14 protein-coding genes are annotated in these 12,505 nt (G+C 38.9%); 9 read left to right on the plus strand and 5 right to left on the minus strand.

The features are described 5' to 3' along the window. Positions 1-20 precede the first annotated feature (20 nt). The 3 genes from F3G69_RS07740 to F3G69_RS07750 are packed head-to-tail and all read left to right on the plus strand — an operon-like array spanning position 21 to position 2,354. Positions 21-890 (plus strand): Gfo/Idh/MocA family protein, encoded by an 870-nt coding sequence (locus F3G69_RS07740; protein WP_149714901.1) that lies wholly within the window; start codon positions 21-23, stop codon positions 888-890. Next, on the plus strand, positions 890-1,843 hold the full coding sequence (gene hemH, locus F3G69_RS07745; protein ID WP_103559741.1) for a ferrochelatase: 954 nt from the start codon (positions 890-892) through the stop codon (positions 1,841-1,843). The genes F3G69_RS07740 and hemH overlap by 1 nt, the downstream gene beginning before the upstream one ends. Before the next feature lie 49 nt (positions 1,844-1,892). Beyond that, on the plus strand, positions 1,893-2,354 hold the full coding sequence (locus F3G69_RS07750; protein ID WP_054196859.1) for a hypothetical protein: 462 nt from the start codon (positions 1,893-1,895) through the stop codon (positions 2,352-2,354). Between the two features lie 53 nt (positions 2,355-2,407). On the opposite strand, the gene F3G69_RS07755 is transcribed toward F3G69_RS07750, so the two are convergent. From F3G69_RS07755 to F3G69_RS07770, 4 genes are read right to left on the minus strand one after another with little or no spacing between them, the layout of a single operon-like run. Next, positions 2,408-2,875, minus strand: a complete 468-nt coding sequence (locus F3G69_RS07755) for a phosphatidylglycerophosphatase A family protein (RefSeq protein ID WP_084109307.1) — start codon at positions 2,873-2,875, stop codon at positions 2,408-2,410. 8 nt (positions 2,876-2,883) lie between these two features. Beyond that, the gene (locus F3G69_RS07760; protein ID WP_149714902.1) at positions 2,884-4,065 is read right to left on the minus strand and encodes a sulfate adenylyltransferase; all 1,182 of its coding nucleotides are present in this window, start codon (positions 4,063-4,065) and stop codon (positions 2,884-2,886) included. Next, the gene (locus F3G69_RS07765) at positions 4,043-4,933 is read right to left on the minus strand and encodes a response regulator (RefSeq protein ID WP_149714903.1); all 891 of its coding nucleotides are present in this window, start codon (positions 4,931-4,933) and stop codon (positions 4,043-4,045) included. The genes F3G69_RS07760 and F3G69_RS07765 overlap by 23 nt, the downstream gene beginning before the upstream one ends. Next, on the minus strand, positions 4,930-6,048 hold the full coding sequence (locus F3G69_RS07770) for a bifunctional 2-C-methyl-D-erythritol 4-phosphate cytidylyltransferase/2-C-methyl-D-erythritol 2,4-cyclodiphosphate synthase (protein ID WP_149714904.1): 1,119 nt from the start codon (positions 6,046-6,048) through the stop codon (positions 4,930-4,932). The genes F3G69_RS07765 and F3G69_RS07770 overlap by 4 nt, the downstream gene beginning before the upstream one ends. 148 nt (positions 6,049-6,196) lie before the next feature. Here F3G69_RS07770 and thiC point away from each other — a divergent pair, with 148 nt between their 5' ends. The 6 genes from thiC (at position 6,197) to F3G69_RS07800 (ending at position 11,765) form a co-directional block, all read left to right on the plus strand. Then, positions 6,197-7,495, plus strand: a complete 1,299-nt coding sequence (gene thiC / locus F3G69_RS07775) for a phosphomethylpyrimidine synthase ThiC (protein ID WP_149714905.1) — start codon at positions 6,197-6,199, stop codon at positions 7,493-7,495. After that, a complete protein-coding gene (locus F3G69_RS07780; protein WP_087577746.1) occupies positions 7,489-8,589 on the plus strand; it encodes an Mrp/NBP35 family ATP-binding protein in 1,101 nt (366 codons plus the stop codon). Before thiC ends, F3G69_RS07780 begins: the two co-directional genes overlap by 7 nt. A 144-nt stretch (positions 8,590-8,733) precedes the next feature. Continuing rightward, positions 8,734-9,000, plus strand: coding sequence for an ACT domain-containing protein (locus F3G69_RS07785; RefSeq protein ID WP_087583839.1), 267 nt, complete (start codon positions 8,734-8,736; stop codon positions 8,998-9,000). Positions 9,001-9,009: 9 nt separating this feature from the next. Next, entirely contained in the window at positions 9,010-10,347 is a 1,338-nt protein-coding gene (locus F3G69_RS07790; RefSeq protein WP_149714906.1) for a PFL family protein, read from the plus strand. A gap of 104 nt (positions 10,348-10,451) precedes the next feature. Then, complete coding sequence (locus F3G69_RS07795) at positions 10,452-11,141, plus strand: cytochrome-c oxidase (RefSeq protein WP_149714907.1); 690 nt, start codon at positions 10,452-10,454, stop codon at positions 11,139-11,141. A gap of 171 nt (positions 11,142-11,312) precedes the next feature. After that, positions 11,313-11,765 (plus strand): hypothetical protein, encoded by a 453-nt coding sequence (locus F3G69_RS07800; protein WP_149714908.1) that lies wholly within the window; start codon positions 11,313-11,315, stop codon positions 11,763-11,765. Between the two features lie 85 nt (positions 11,766-11,850). Here F3G69_RS07800 and F3G69_RS07805 read toward each other — a convergent pair whose 3' ends face one another. Continuing rightward, positions 11,851-12,453: a YagU family protein gene (locus F3G69_RS07805; protein ID WP_149714909.1), complete on the minus strand. Its 603-nt coding sequence runs from the start codon at positions 12,451-12,453 to the stop codon at positions 11,851-11,853. Positions 12,454-12,505 lie beyond the last annotated feature (52 nt).

A 12,505-nucleotide genomic window follows, 5' to 3' on the forward strand; every position in this document is an offset into this window, starting at 1 on the left:
TTATAACTAAAAGGTCTTTAGTGAAACTCAAAATTGGCATTGTTGGATACAATCTGGTTGGCAAGCGGCACTATATGGAGCTGAGGCGTTCTGACAAATTTGAAGTTTGTGGAGTTTTTGATAAAGAAAATAGAGATGATGCTTGCAGAGCTCCATTTTTTGATGAGTTTAAAAAATTTATAGAAGTAGCCCAACCACAAGCTGTCGTACTTTGTCTGCCTCAACATGAGATCGTAGAGGCTTTTTGTCAGTGTGCAAAATATTGCCAAAATATCTTGATTTCAAGGCCGATATTTAAAAGTGTGAGCGAGCTAAAAGAGATAAAATATGCCTCAGTGGTAAATAAAGTAAGAGTTTGCACTGGCATTGATGAGCGCTTTAATCCAACCATCGTTTCATTAAAAAAGGCGCTTTTAAAGGAAGAAGAAATTTATAGCATTTCAATTGCGCATTTTAGACCACTTTGTGAAGGAAATATTATAAACGAACTTTCGCTTTGCGATATAGACCTTGCGAAAAATTTAGTAGATAGTGAAATTTGTAGCTTTTTTTATACTCAGGCAAATAAAACAAATACCAAAATATGCGACAATGTTGGAATAAACATTAAAATGAAAAATCAAATTTTGGTGAGTATTACTGATTCTTTTTGTGGCTCTTTAGAGCGTTTTAAAATAGAAGTAAATGCCAAAGAAGGTGTTTATTTTGGCGATCTTATTGATTATAAGCTTCATAGGGTTAATGAAAATGGTCAGATGAATTTAAAAACCGATCCTTTAAACAATGAAATAAAAGCCCAATATGATGCCTTTTATGATCTTTGTCAAAGCGGCGAAAGTAGCGAGCTTTCAAGCATTGATGATGCGATAAAAATTAAGGAGTTGTTTTGATGAAAAAGGCACTTTTGCTTTTAAATATGGGTGGGGCAAATAGCCTTGCTGATGTAGAAATTTTTTTAAAAAATATGTTTAATGACCCTTATATTTTGGGTATAAAGAATAAATTTTTAAGAAAATTTGTAGCTTTTATGATCACAAAAGGTAGGCTAAAAACGGCTAAGCATAACTACGAACAAATAGGTGGCAAATCACCTATTTGCGAGCTTACAGCTAAGCTTTGCGATAAAATTTCAAGCTTACAAAATGAGTTTGATGCAGTTGATTTTGCGATGAACTATACTTCACCATTTGCAAAAGATGTGCTTAAAAAATATAAAAATTTTGATGAGATAGTGCTTTTGCCACTTTATCCTCATCATTCGCAAACTACAATAACTTCGAGTTTAGATAACTTTAAAAAAGCAAAAGATGAGCTAGAGATAAAGGCTAAAATTTTGCTTTGCGGGCCATTTTATGATGATGAAACTTACAACAAAATCATAATCTCGCACATAAATGAAGCCATAAATAATATAGATATAAGCGATGTGGAGCTTATCTTTTCGGCTCATTCGTTGCCTCAAAAAATTATCGATAAAGGCGATGTCTACGAAAAACATATAAATGAGCATGTGCAAATTCTAAGCAAAATGATAAAAGATAGTGGACTAAACTTCAAAGAGATAAATTTAGCCTACCAGTCGCGTCTTGGGCCTGTAAAATGGCTAGAGCCCTCACTAAATGAAATTTTGGCAAAGTGCAAGAGTAAAAAGGCTCTTATCTATCCACTATCTTTTTGCATAGATAACTCTGAGACCATTTTTGAGCTAGTTATTGAGTATGCAAAGATTGCAAAAGAGCTAAATTTTAGCTTCTACAAGGTTGTTTGGTGCCCAAATTTTAGTGATGAGTTTGCTAGTTTTATCTTACAAAAAGCAAAAACAGCCAAAGAGATTAACTTTTAGGAATAAATCTTGCTTATAAAATATATCTCAATACAGCAAAAGGAGATATATGAAGGTACAAAATAACGACATAATCGATTATTTATTGCAATCAGGCTCAAGCAAAACTAAGGATAAAAAAAATAGTTTTGATGAAATTTTAAGCCTTGCTATGGATAAGATCGCAAGCGATGCAAAAATTTCAGATAAGATTGAACAGTTTAAAAAAAGGCTTACTGAGATCGGCGCAGTTGGTTTTATAAGTGAGCTAAATTCTAACAAGATAGAAGAGAAAATAGCCCAAAAGAAAAAGGAGCTAACAGAACTTCTAGGCATAGATGATCCTGCAAAAACACAGGATCAAAAAAATGAGCTGCTTAAAATAATGGATAAAATTTTGAGCGATTACCGCAAAGAGCTAAATGTAGCACTTGCTAATCAAGCTCTGCTAGAGAAGCAAAAAAATCTTAATAGTAAGAGTAGTAGCTCAGTTAATTTAAGTTCTGTTTTAAATGAGCTAGGACTTGCTTAAAATTTATATAAAATATACTTAAGCCTATATAACTTTGCCAAAAATCTATCTTTTTACGGCAAAGTTATGCCAAATTTTATAGCAGCCCCGTATATTATTGCGCTAATTATTCCAGCAAAAAAGCCAGCTACCATATCATCGCCCATTACGCCAAGGCCACCTTTTACATTGCGGTCGATCCTACCTATTATCGAAGGCTTTTTGATATCAAGCACTCTAAAAAGTACAAGTGAGAGTATGAGTTGGGAGATCGTAGCTCCGCTAATGGCAATAGCAAGCCAAACTCCAGCAACTTCGTCTATAACGATAAAACTTTCATCGTGAGAATTTACCTTTTTTTCAAAATCATCTATAACGCTAATGCTTACCAAAAATAGCAAAATGCTAGCTAGAAAAAGTGTGGTTGATGATAAAAAATAAAGCACAAAATAAGCTACTACAGCGCCAGCGATAGAGCCCCAAGTGCCAGGTGCTTTTGGCAAAAGACCAAATCCAAAAAAGGTTAAAAATAGTTTTTGCATAAATTTCCTTAAGTCATCGATGATGTTTGATAAAGCTTCATAAGCTCTTCGTAAAAGTCACGGTCAGTTTTGTTTTCAAGTAGTCCTGAATTTACAAAAAGGTCATCGCAAAGCTTTTGCACGTCTTTGAAGCGATTTGTAAAGAGTTTGCTTAAAACTAGTGCAGAAATTTCTGGCCTCACAAGAATGGCTGGTGGCATAATGCCGTTAAATAGCAGCTCCTTGATAACATCTGGATGATATTTGATCTGATGATGTTGTCCGTGTGGGCAACTTTTGGTGCTAACTAGCGTCTTGCATTTGTTGCAATAAACTAGCTCTGGTAGTACGATTACCTCTAAATTTAGGTCGTTTTTATAAATATCAAGAATCGTATGAGCTTCATTGTGATCAAAAAACATTCCAATTCCTGAGTGATTTTGTCCGATGACTAGCTTATTTGCTCCAAATCTTGAAGCAGCGATACACTCAAGTGTTGGGTTTGCATGTGAGCTAAAAAGAGTCGTGTTTTTTAGAGCAAAGACAAAGACCTTTTTTGTTGGCAAATAATTTTGTATAAAATAGTCTAACACTTGCTTTCTAATCTCGTAATCAACGTGCTTTTCTTCGCGTGTTCGTATTAAAAAAATGATTACTAAATCAGCCTTATCAATAGTCATTCTAACAAGGCGCTCGTGAGCTCTATTAAATGGATCAGCCGTTAAAAAGACCGCCGTTATCTTTTTAGCGCCATCTTCTTTTATTAGATCATTTAGTGCATTTTTGCTTATTTGCATACTTTCATCATAAAGCTCAAATTCGCCACTAATGCCGTATTTGCCTAAATTTAGCTCTTTATCATTGCTAGCTTCGTTTGCTAAAAATATATTTTTAGCTCTCATGCTCTCGTCAAATTTAAAGACCTTGGCAACATTGATGTGCCCAACAATCTTACCATCAAGACTTAGATTTACCTTTTGTCCAGGAGTAAGCTTGCTGGCAATATTTTGATTTAGCTCGCCAAATGGAGCAAATCCAAAAGAATACGGCATCGGCTCACCATTAAAATAGCCTTTCTTACTCACCTCTTTTATCTGCTCATCATCCATAAGCGAGTCGTAATCTGAGAGAATCTTATTTTTTATTAGCTCCAAAGCACCAAAAACTTCGGTATTTATAGAAATTTCACTATTTTTTCTTACTGACATCATATTTCTTTCTCTTTTCCCAAAGTGATTTTCTAGAAATTCCAAGCTTTTTGCTAAGTTCTGTATCAGGAAATTTATCTTGATAATTAACGATTATGTACTTTATGTATTCATCGATCGTAACGATCTCATCGATATTGAAATTTTTATCGCGTCCTGAAAGCTCAAGCTCGTCAAATGGTGCTTTTTGTGCAAAATCGTTAGTCGAGATCGCGACCTTTTTCTTTTTGCAAATTTCTAAAATTTTCTCTTTTTCTTCTTGTTTTAGCTCCTCTAAATTTGTCATATAGATTAGCTCATCACCATTTTTGGCTAGTGCCTTTTCAAGCTCAGAGAAACAGGCTTTGCCTAAAAATAAAAATGGCAATTTGCAAGCTTTTACATAGCCAAATATAAATTTATCGCTGTATCCGCTTTTGCTTGATTTTAAAAGCAGTGGAAATTTTATCTTTTTTGCCTCAAAGCTAGAAATTTCGTACTCTTTTAAAGCATAATTTACGTAGCTTTCATAGTTCTTGATCTCGTTTTTGAAATTTCTAAATTCCTCAAAATGCTTTATCTTTCTAACTAGCTCTTCTATCATAAATGGTTTTTGGATGTAATCAACCGCCCCTGCCTGAATCGGTTTTAGCACAGTGTCACTGTTGATATAAGCGATTAGTAAAATGATTATAGAGCTTTTAAATTTTTCGATAACAGGGTAAAAATCCTGCCCTGGAAGTGTGGTAGAAAGTAACACTACATCAAAATTTTCAAACTTCAATGCTTCTTTTACGCTTTTAGCGATCTCGCAATCGTAGCCAAAGTCAGCTAGTTTACTAGCCATCGAGCCAGCTAGGTAAATTTCATTTTCTACTATTAAAATTTTCATATTTGCTTCCAGTTGTAAAATTTAAGGCTTGCACTTGCCATTACGGCGATCCCTTCGCATCTGCCAACAAAGCCAAGCCCTTCAGTAGTCGTTGCCTTTACATTTATGCGGCTCTGGCTTAATTTTAGAGCTTTTGCTATGTTTGCCTCCATTTTTGACTTTAGCTTTGAAATTTTTGGTTTTTGCGCCATTATCGTGATATCAGCGTTTGTTAGCACAAAACCCACACTTTGCACCCTTTTGTAAGCTTCCTCAAGCAAGTAAATGGAGCTAATATCTTTAAATTTAGCGTCCGTATCAGGGAAAAGCTCGCCTATATCGCCAAGCCCAGCAGCTCCCAAGATAGCGTCAGTTAGTGCATGAAGCGCCACGTCGCCGTCGCTGTGAGCTTTTAGCCCAAACTCATAGTCGATCTTCTCGCCACAAAGAATCAAAGGACGACCCTTTTCAAACTCATGCACATCAAAGCCATTTCCCACAAAGACTTCATTTTCTGGCTCTTTTAAAGCAGAAATTTTGGCAAGATCCTCTTTGTAAGTGATCTTTCTTGCCATCTCATCGCCTAAAATTTGCCAAACGCTCGCGCCAATGGCTCTCATAGCCGAGCTATCATCTGTGTAAATTTCGTCGCTGCTAAGAGCCTTTTTAAGAAGCGCTGTGCGAGAAAGCTGTGGTGTTTGGATAAGCTTCACCTTATCTCTATCAACCACATTTTCGCCAAGATAAGCAGTGTCTGCGATCTTTAGCGCTGGAACCACACAATCAGCCTGACTTGCTGCCTCGATGATCTTATGAAAGAGCTCGCTTGATATACAAGGACGAGCGATATCGCTAACTAAGACAAATTCGCTATTTACTAGCTCAAGTGCGTTTTTTAGGCTATCTTGTCTGGTTTCACCACCATCAACAAATTTGTAATTTGGAGCAAATTTTGACATATATTTGCACTCTTTGCTAACGACAATGATCTCTTTAAATGTGTAAAAGTTACTCAAATTTTTAGTGGCAAATAGCCAAAGTGGATCGCTTCCTATTCGAAGCCATTGCTTCTTTACTGGTAGTTCAAAACGGCTAGAATTTCCTGCTCCAAGCATTATAAGTGATATATCAAGCAAGATAACTCCTTTGAAAATTGTTACAGAATTATACATCTCAAAACTTCAAAATTTCTTTTTAAAAAAGTAAATTTTTAAAAGCTTATTTAGTTAGTTTAAATCAAAAAAGGACTAAAATGAGGTTTTTAAAAATCAAAAAAGGCCTTATATGAGAGATAAGACGCAGATGTATTATGCTAGGCACGGCGAGATAACGCAAGAGATGAGCTATGTGGCAAGGATCGAAGGGCTTAGTGAAAATTTGGTGATGGATGAGGTTGCAAAAGGTAGCATCATCATCCCATCAAATATAAATCATAAAAATTTAAAGCCAATGGGCATAGGTAGAAAGCTAAAGACAAAGGTTAATGCAAATATCGGCAATTCAAGCTTAAGTAGCGACATTTGCGCTGAGCTTAGAAAGCTTGAAATTTGCCTAGAATTTGGCGCCGATACGGTTATGGATCTAAGTACAGACGGTGATTTAGACGCTATTAGAAGTGCGATCATCGAGCATTCAAGCGTGCCAGTTGGCACAGTGCCGATGTATGAAATTTTAAAAGAGGCAAAAGAGGTTACAAATATCACAAATGAGCTCATTTTAGAGATACTTGAAAAGCAAGCAAAGCAAGGGGTTAGTTACTTTACGATACATGCTGGCTTTTTGCGTGAGTTTTTGCCACTTGTTAAAAAGCGTAAAATGGGCATAGTAAGCCGTGGTGGCAGTTTAAGCGCAAGCTACATGTCAAAGCTAAATAAGCAAAATCCATTTTATGAAATTTTTGATGAAATTTTAGAAATTTGCGCTAAATATGACGTCTCGCTCTCACTTGGTGACGGCCTTCGTCCAGGATGTCTTTTTGATGCGACAGATGAGGCGCAGCTTAGCGAGCTAAAGGTGCTTGGAGAGCTAACGCTTCGTGCATGGGAAAAAGATGTGCAAGTGATGATCGAGGGCCCTGGTCATGTGCCATTAAATCAAATTGAGTATAATATGAAAATCGAACAAGAGCTCTGCCATGACGCCCCATTTTACGTGCTTGGGCCGCTTGTCTCAGACATAGGTGCAGGATACGATCATATCACCTCGGCGATCGGTGGCACAATGGCAGCATATCACGGCGCTAGCATGCTTTGCTACGTGACACAAAAAGAGCACCTTGGCTTGCCAAACGAAAATGACGTAAGAGAGGGCATCGTAGCTCACAAGATAGCAGCTCATGCCGCAGACGTCGCACTTGGCAAAGCGGGAGCTATAGAAAAGGATCACGAGATGAGTGATGCTAGATACGCATTTGATTGGAACAAGCAGTTTGAGCTTAGCTTTGATCCAAAAAAGGCTAGAGAGCTTCACGATGAGAGCTTGCCAGAAGACGCGTTTAAGAGCGCTCATTTTTGTTCGATGTGCGGACCAAAATTTTGTGCATATAAAATTTCAAAAGATCTAGAAAAAGGAGAAAAATGTTAAATAAAGAAGAGGTCTTAAATAGGCTAAAAGGTGTTATATATCCTGGTTTTGAAAAAGATATAGTTAGCTTTGGCTTTGTAAAAAATGTAGAAATCGGCGATAAAATTTTAATCGAAGTCGAGATCGTTAGCTCAAGCCCAGAGGTGGCAAACGAGCTAAAAACGGACATCAAACGTGTCATGGGCTCAAATGAGTACGTGCTAAATTTGATCCAGCCAAAGATACCTGAGGAGAAAAGTAACACTCAAAGTGGTAAAAATATCGCGCCTCAAGTTAAAAATTTCGTAATGGTAAGCTCAGGAAAAGGTGGCGTTGGTAAATCAACCACAACGCTAAATTTAGCCATCTCAATGGCAAAACTAGGCAAAAAAGTGGGAATTTTAGACGCTGACATCTACGGACCAAATATCCCAAGAATGCTTGGCGAAGTAAATACTCAGCCACAAGTCGTTGGTAACAAGCTAAAACCGATACTTAGCCATGGCGTTGAGATGATGAGTATGGGCGTTTTGATGGAGGAGGGCATGAGCCTTATCTGGCGTGGCTCAATGATCATGAAAGCGATTGAGCAGCTGCTAAAAGACGTGCTTTGGAGTGAGCTTGATGTCTTGTTTCTTGATATGCCTCCAGGAACGGGCGACGCACAGCTAACTCTAGCTCAAAGCGTGCCGGTAACGGCAGGTGTCTGCGTCACAACACCACAAGTGGTAGCACTTGACGATAGCAAGCGTGCGCTTGATATGTTTGAGAAGCTTCACATCCCAATCGCTGGCGTCATCGAAAATATGAGCGGTTTTATCTGCCCAGATAATGGAAAAGAGTATGACATCTTTGGCAAAGGTACGACTGAAGAGGTGGCAAAAGCTTACAACACTCAAATTTTAGCTGAAATCCCTATCGAGCCAGCTGTTAGAGTTGGCGGCGATAATGGCAAGCCAGTTAGCTTCTACGAGCCAAACTCAGTCACTGCAAAACGCTACGAGAGCGCGGCTGCTAGACTTTGGGAAGTGATAGAAAATATAAATAGTGATGGCGGAGCTGATAACTCAGCGATCCAGCCAGTAAATGACGGCAAGAGTGCTTGCTCGAAGTAAAATTTACAAAAGATAAAATTTAGAGCAAATTTTAAAATTTGTTCGTTTAAAGTTGGCTACCAAAATTTAGCTTTGCTTGATGCTTGGCTTAAATTTTGGAGCCAAAATGCACTTCAAATCAAAAATTTATTAACAGGAGAAAAGATGAAAGCGATCGTAACCGTAGTCGGAAAAGATAGAGTTGGCATCGTTGCTGGCGTCTCAGCAAAGCTTAGCGAGCTAGGGCTAAACATAGATGATATCTCACAGACTATTTTAGATGAGTTTTTTACGATGATGGCGGTGGTTTCAAGTAATGAAAATAAGGATTTTACGGTCCTAAGAGAAGAGCTTAATAAACTTGGAGAGAGCCTAAAAGTAAAGATAAATATCCAAAGCTCAGCCATCTTTGATGCGATGCATACAATCTAAGGAAAAACAATGGATATCAAAAACGTAACCGAAACGATCTCGATGATCGAAGAGCAAAATTTTGACATCAGAACGATCACGATGGGCATTAGTTTGCTTGACTGCATCGATCCTGACATGGGCAAAGCTTGCGACAAAATTTACGCAAAAATCACCACTAAAGCCAAAGACCTAGTCAAAGTGGGCAACGAAATTTCTGCTGAGCTAGGCATACCAATCGTCAATAAAAGAGTGAGTGTGACGCCTATCTCGATAATCGGCGCCGCAACGGACGCAAAAGACTACGTAATGATCGCAAAGACGCTTGATAGAGCGGCTATTGAGGTTGGTATTGATTTTATAGGTGGTTTTTCAGCTTTAGTTCAAAAGGGATATCAAAAGGGCGATGAAATTTTGATAAATTCTATCCCGCAAGCACTTTCTCAGACTTCAAAAGTATGTGCAAGCGTCAATGTCGGCTCAACAAAAAGTGGCATAAATATGAGCGCTGTGCGTGACATGGGACGCATCATAAAAGAGACGGCGGCAGCTTCAGAGATGGGCTGCGCCAAGCTTGTCGTTTTTGCAAACGCAGTCGAAGATAATCCTTTTATGGCTGGTGCATTTCATGGCGTGGGCGAGGCTGATGTGGTGATAAATGTTGGCGTTTCTGGCCCAGGCGTGGTAAAAAGAGCCCTTGAAAAGGTACGTGGTGAGAGCTTTGACGTGGTAGCTGAGACTGTGAAAAAGACGGCATTTAAGATCACGCGTATCGGCCAGCTAGTTGGCCAGATGGCGAGCGAGCGCCTTGGGGTTAAATTTGGTATCGTCGATCTCTCTCTTGCCCCAACGCCTGCTGTGGGCGACTCGGTAGCTCGCGTGCTTGAGGAGATGGGGCTTGAGGCTGTTGGTACGCACGGAACGACTGCGGCACTCGCTCTCCTAAATGACGCAGTAAAAAAAGGTGGCGTCATGGCGTGCAATCAAGTTGGCGGCTTAAGCGGTGCATTTATACCAGTTTCTGAGGATGAGGGTATGATAGCGGCGGTGCGCGCTGGCTCACTAAATTTAGAAAAACTTGAAGCGATGACTGCGATATGCTCGGTTGGTCTTGATATGATCGCTATACCTGCTGACACACCAAGCGAGAGCATAGCTGCGATGATCGCTGATGAGGCGGCTATCGGCGTGATAAATCAAAAAACAACAGCCGTTCGTATCATACCATTAGGCCGTGAGGGCGATATGATCGAGTTTGGCGGCCTTTTAGGAAGAGCACCTGTGATGAAGATAAACAAAGCCTCAAGTGCCGATTTCATCGCTCGTGGCGGACAAATTCCAGCTCCAATTCATAGTTTTAAAAACTAATCTTCGAAGTCCGCTTTAAATTTGCGGACTTTTTCTTAAATTTATCCTAATCTTTTCAACTACTTTTAGTTAAAATAATAAAAATTTTAAGCCAAGGAGCTAAAATGAAAATTTTATCACTGCTTACGGTGCTACTTTTTGGATCGGTATGTGGCTTTGCAAATGATGGTAAAGTAAGAAGTATCGACATCTACGTCACGCCTTACTACTCAGCAAATGCTGGCAAGGTGGAGTACGTCAAGGTCTATGACAAGATAGATGAGCTTTTAAAAAGTGGTAAAGAAGAGGACTTTAAAAAGGCTGAAAAGATCGTGCAAGACGCCCCACAAATGGTCTCTCCGATAACTCTTTTTGTCCTTTCAGCTCGCGCATACGATCTTGGACTTCGCGATGATGCGGTATTTTGGTTTTATGCGGCAAAAAATCGCGCGATTTTGCTAAGAGGTGTTATAGACATGGAGGGCGAGAAATTTACTGACGTGGTGGCCGCGATAGGGGCGTTTATGAAGCTTGTTGGCGACGTGGTCAATCCTTATACATTTTGCGATATCAAAAAGCAACAAGAGATCGCTGATAAAGCGCTTGAATGGACTAAGAAAAATGCTTATGAAGCGATGTTCTCGCCAGAATTTAGCTCACCTCACGAAGATAGAAAAGCAGCCCTTACAAAAGGCATAGAAAAGCTAGAAGCCCGCAATAAAAAAGAGAAAGATTACTTTTTAGATAAAGATAATCTTGCTAACTTTAAAGCTATGCGCAAGCAAAATGGCACTGATGAGAAATTTTGCTTCTAAATAGCGAGAAAAACTGAAAATTTGCTTGTAAATTTAACTTTTGCTTTATGCTAAAAGGGCAAATTTACAAGTTATCTTCATTCTAGATGATAAATTTTAGCTCATTACAAATCTGCTTAAATTTCGCTCTTTTTCGTAAGAGTAGCAAAACTATAAAAATGAGAATAAAAAATGACTTTAAAATTTGGCGAACTTGAAAAAGTTGCAACAGATGAGGGCTTTATTTGGTATGCCCAGACGGTGCTAAAAAGCGAAATTTTTGGCCAAGTGCTCTTTTGCCTTATCTCGGCAAATGGGGCAGACGTGGATGATGAGACTACTTTGCTAGCAGAGCGCATCGCCAGCGATATCGATTGGTACGTAAAAGAGGCGCTTACGTTTTTACGAGATGAGCTTAAGCAAAAATGCTTTTTGAGCAAGGACGAGCTTAGAGCGCTTGATGTGCCAGTTTGCGACCTGCCCTTTAGCTCGCCACAGTGCACCTTTTATGCGCAAGATAAGCAGTGGCTGATGAGGTTTGCCGATGGTGCGCTTGATATTTGCGAGCCTTTTGGTATTGGGGTGATTTTTGAAGGTGAAAAGCCACTTCGTTTAGAAAATTTAGAGCTTAGCCAGGAGTGCTAATCGCGGATAAATTTTGCTTTTAAATGGTGAGATAAATTTGGTTGCTGTTTTAGGTTTTTAGCCCAAAACAGCAAAAAATTTGCATTTATGCGTTGCAGCAGCAATAATCACTTGGATCTTTTTCTTTTGTTATCCTAGCTCTTAAGTCGTGACGGATGATCTCTATCGACCAAAACCATATCATGTGGCCGACAAATTCAGATACATGCTCGTACCAAGGAAGTGTCCAAAGTGGTGGAGTAAGCCCCAAAATAGGTAGTGCGATCACGTGAACAGCGATATTTACGATAACGCCAACTAGTAAGCCTTGCCATATTGTAATCTTTGGAAATTTCTCAGCCAAAACACAATAAGCAACCGCAAAAACTATCGAAAATAATATATGCGTCATCATTACGTAGTTAAACGCATGCCCTGCAAACTCGTAAATAGCGGCATTTGGATCGGCCACTCCCAAATAATCTCTTAAAAATACATAAGGCGGATTTAAGAAATTTCTAGAGCAATCGATCGCATCGGCTGCTCTAATAGCACTTTCTGGCCCGCAAGCAGCGTTAAACATATCCATCGGACTTCTTGGAGGAAGTGGGAATTCCGCTCCCCATTTGACAAAGGCTGAGACAACGCCAGCGATAAGGCCGATCAATGCAGCTAAAGCAAATCTAGGTTTTGTTGCTAAATTTGACATTTAAACTCCTTCTTTAAATTTGCAAAATCTTATTGCAATTTACTTTATGATA

It is taken from the genome of Campylobacter concisus, from assembly GCF_902460625.1.
Taxonomy (GTDB): Bacteria; Campylobacterota; Campylobacteria; order Campylobacterales; family Campylobacteraceae; genus Campylobacter_A; species Campylobacter_A concisus_AD.

Excerpts from the sequence above, each read along its gene's own strand:
- hemH (WP_103559741.1), top strand. The coding sequence starts at position 890 with ATGAAAAAGGCACTTTTGCTTTTAAATATGGGTGGGGCAAATAGCCTT.
- F3G69_RS07780 (WP_087577746.1), top strand. The coding sequence starts at position 7,489 with ATGTTAAATAAAGAAGAGGTCTTAAATAGGCTAAAAGGTGTTATATAT.
- F3G69_RS07785 (WP_087583839.1), top strand. The coding sequence starts at position 8,734 with ATGAAAGCGATCGTAACCGTAGTCGGAAAAGATAGAGTTGGCATCGTT.
- F3G69_RS07765 (WP_149714903.1), bottom strand. The coding sequence starts at position 4,933 with ATGAAAATTTTAATAGTAGAAAATGAAATTTACCTAGCTGGCTCGATG.
- F3G69_RS07800 (WP_149714908.1), top strand. The coding sequence starts at position 11,313 with ATGACTTTAAAATTTGGCGAACTTGAAAAAGTTGCAACAGATGAGGGC.
- F3G69_RS07750 (WP_054196859.1), top strand. The coding sequence starts at position 1,893 with ATGAAGGTACAAAATAACGACATAATCGATTATTTATTGCAATCAGGC.
- F3G69_RS07805 (WP_149714909.1), bottom strand. The coding sequence starts at position 12,453 with ATGTCAAATTTAGCAACAAAACCTAGATTTGCTTTAGCTGCATTGATC.
- F3G69_RS07790 (WP_149714906.1), top strand. The coding sequence starts at position 9,010 with ATGGATATCAAAAACGTAACCGAAACGATCTCGATGATCGAAGAGCAA.
- F3G69_RS07760 (WP_149714902.1), bottom strand. The coding sequence starts at position 4,065 with ATGATGTCAGTAAGAAAAAATAGTGAAATTTCTATAAATACCGAAGTT.
- F3G69_RS07795 (WP_149714907.1), top strand. The coding sequence starts at position 10,452 with ATGAAAATTTTATCACTGCTTACGGTGCTACTTTTTGGATCGGTATGT.
- thiC (WP_149714905.1), top strand. The coding sequence starts at position 6,197 with ATGAGAGATAAGACGCAGATGTATTATGCTAGGCACGGCGAGATAACG.
- F3G69_RS07755 (WP_084109307.1), bottom strand. The coding sequence starts at position 2,875 with ATGCAAAAACTATTTTTAACCTTTTTTGGATTTGGTCTTTTGCCAAAA.